The organism is Paracoccus sp. MKU1, from assembly GCF_001447385.1.
Lineage (GTDB): Bacteria > Pseudomonadota > Alphaproteobacteria > Rhodobacterales > Rhodobacteraceae > Paracoccus.
On the sequence record NZ_LLWQ01000085.1, the window covers coordinates 1 to 2605 of the forward strand.

5 protein-coding genes are annotated in these 2605 nt (G+C 70.9%); all 5 read left to right on the forward strand.

Features of this window, described 5'->3' with window-relative positions:
* A partial coding sequence (locus AQY21_RS05505; RefSeq protein WP_203416398.1) for a bifunctional hydroxymethylpyrimidine kinase/phosphomethylpyrimidine kinase occupies positions 1–321 on the forward strand: 321 nt, incomplete at its 5' end.
* On the forward strand, positions 318–1295 hold the full coding sequence (locus tag AQY21_RS05510; RefSeq protein WP_058096767.1) for an FAD-dependent oxidoreductase: 978 nt from the start codon (positions 318–320) through the stop codon (positions 1293–1295). The genes AQY21_RS05505 and AQY21_RS05510, both read left to right, overlap by 4 nt.
* Complete coding sequence (gene thiS / locus AQY21_RS05515; protein WP_058096768.1) at positions 1279–1476, forward strand: sulfur carrier protein ThiS; 198 nt, start codon at positions 1279–1281, stop codon at positions 1474–1476. The genes AQY21_RS05510 and thiS overlap by 17 nt, the downstream gene beginning before the upstream one ends.
* Position 1477: 1 nt before the next feature.
* The gene (locus AQY21_RS05520) at positions 1478–2242 is read left to right on the forward strand and encodes a thiazole synthase (protein WP_058096769.1); all 765 of its coding nucleotides are present in this window, start codon (positions 1478–1480) and stop codon (positions 2240–2242) included.
* Positions 2239–2605: thiamine phosphate synthase (locus tag AQY21_RS05525; RefSeq protein ID WP_203416400.1), on the forward strand; the 367-nt coding region annotated here is incomplete at its 3' end. The genes AQY21_RS05520 and AQY21_RS05525, both read left to right, overlap by 4 nt.

Genomic DNA, 2605 nt, shown 5'->3' on the forward strand with positions numbered 1-2605 from the left:
GAGGCGCTCTGCGCCCTCGGCGCGGCCCATGTGCTGATGAAGGGCGGCCACGCGACCGAGGATACCTGCACCGACCTGCTGGTCGGGCCGGAGCCGCTGACCCTGACCGCGCAGCGTCAGCGGACGCCCAACACGCATGGCACCGGCTGCTCGCTGTCCTCGGCCATTGCGGCGGGGCTGGCGCAGGGCATGACGGTGCCCGATGCCGTGACCCGCGCCCATGGCTGGCTGCAAGGCGCCATTGCCGCCGCCGATGAGCTGGCGGTGGGGCTGGGCCATGGCCCCGTGCATCATTTCCACGAGTTCTGGAGGCGGACATGACCGCGATCACCATCCTGGGCGCCGGGGTGATGGGGCTGTGCATCGCCACCGAACTGGCGGCGCGCGGGGTCGCGCCGCGCATCATCGACCCCGCCGGCAAGCCCGGCGCGCAGGCATGCAGCTGGCGCGCCGGCGGCATGCTGGCGCCCTATTGCGAGGCCGAAAGCGCCGAGCCGGTGGTGCTGCGCCTGGGCGTCGATGCCGCCGATTGGTGGCAGGCGAACGGCGCCGAGGTCATCCGCCGCGGCACGCTCGTGCTGGCCCCCTCGCGCGACCGGGCGGAACTCGACCGTTTCGCCCGGCTGACCGAGGCGCACCAACCGGTGAACGGCGAGGACATCGCGGCGCTGGAACCGGAACTGGCAGGCCGCTTCCCGCGGGGCCTGCATTTCGCGACCGAGGCGCATCTGAACCCGCGCGCCGCCCTGCTGGCGCTGCGCGACCGGCTGGAGGCGCAGGGCGTCGCCATCGAAACCGAGGGCACGCCCGCCGGCCTGATCGTCGATGCGCGCGGGCTGGCGGCCCGCGACCAGCTTTCCGACCTGCGCGGCGTGCGCGGCGAGATGCTGGTGATCCGCTGCCCGGAAGTGACCCTGACCCGCACCATCCGCCTGCTGCATCCGCGCATCCCGCTTTACCTGGTGCCGCGCGGCGATGGCGTCTACATGATCGGCGCCACCATGCTTGAGACGGGGGGCAAGTATCGCGTCACCGCCCGCTCGGCGGTCGAGATGCTGTCGGCCGCCTATGCGCTGCATCCCGGCTTTGCCGAGGCCGAGATCCTGGAGCTTGGCTCGGATGCGCGGCCCGCCTTTCCCGACAACCTGCCCCGCCTGCGTCGGCGCGGCGGCACGCTTTACGCAAACGGCCTTTACCGCCACGGCTATCTTCTGGCCCCCGCCGTGGCCCGCATGGCCGCCGATTACCTTGTCGAGGGCCGGAAACCGGAGTTCATGGATGAAGATCACCCTTAACGGAGAGGCGCGCGACCTGACCGGCCCGACGGTGCAGGACGTGCTGGCCGAGATCGGATTGGGCGCGGCCAAGGTGGCGACGGCGCTGAACGGCGCCTTCCTGCCCGCCGCCGCGCGGACGGAAACCACGCTGAAGGATGGCGACGCGCTGGAAGTCGTGGCGCCCATGCAGGGGGGCTGAGATGCCGGTCTTTTACGGAACCGAAGTCGTAAGCCCGCTGATGCTGGGCACGGCGCAATACCCCTCGCCCGCCATCATGGCCGAGGCGTTCCGCGCCTCGCGCGCCGGCATCGCCACCGTCAGCCTGCGGCGCGAGGGCGGCAGCGGCCAGGATTTCCACCGCCTGATCAAGGATCTTGGCATCCCCGTCCTGCCCAATACCGCCGGCTGCCATTCGGTGCGCGAGGCGGTGACGACCGCGCAGATGGCGCGCGAGCTGTTCGAGACGCCCTGGATCAAGCTGGAAGTGATCCGCGACGACGACACGCTTTGCCCCGACGTGATCGCACTGGTCGAGGCGGCGCGCGTGCTGTCCGAGGACGGCTTCCAGGTCTTTCCCTATTGCACCGAGGACCTGTCGGTCTGCGGCCGGCTGCTGGACGCGGGCTGCGAGGTTCTGATGCCCTGGGGGGCGCCCATCGGCTCGGGCCGCGGGCTGAACAACCCTTACGGGCTGCGCAGCCTCAGGGCGCATTTCCCCGACGTGCCGCTGGTGGTGGACGCCGGCATCGGCCTGCCCAGCCACGCGGCCCAGGCGATGGAGCTGGGCTATGACGCCGTGCTGCTGAACACCGCCGTCGCCAAGGCCGGCGATCCGGTGGCCATGGCCAGCGCCATGGCGCTGGCGATCGAGGCCGGCAAGCTGGCGCATGGCGCCAACCCGATCGAGGCACGCGACATGGCCGCGCCCTCGACTCCCCTGTTCGGAATGGCGGTGCTGGGATGAGATTGCCGCGCTTTTACCCGATCTTCGACAGCAGCGACTGGCTGCGCCGCGCCCTGCCGCTGGGCGTGAAGCTGGTGCAGATCCGCATCAAGGACCAGCCCCCCGCCCGGCTGCTGGGCGAGTTGGCGCTGTGCCAGGAACTGTGCCGCGAGCACGGCGCCACGCTGGTCGTCAACGATCACTGGCAGGCCGCCATCGACCTGGGCTGCGACTTCATCCATCTGGGGCAAGAGGATCTGGACACGGCCGACCTGCCGGCGATCCGCAAGGCCGGGCTGCGGCTGGGCATCTCGACCCATGACCATGCCGAACTCGACCGGGCGCTGGCGCTACGGCCCGATTACGTTGCGCTGGGGCCGGTCT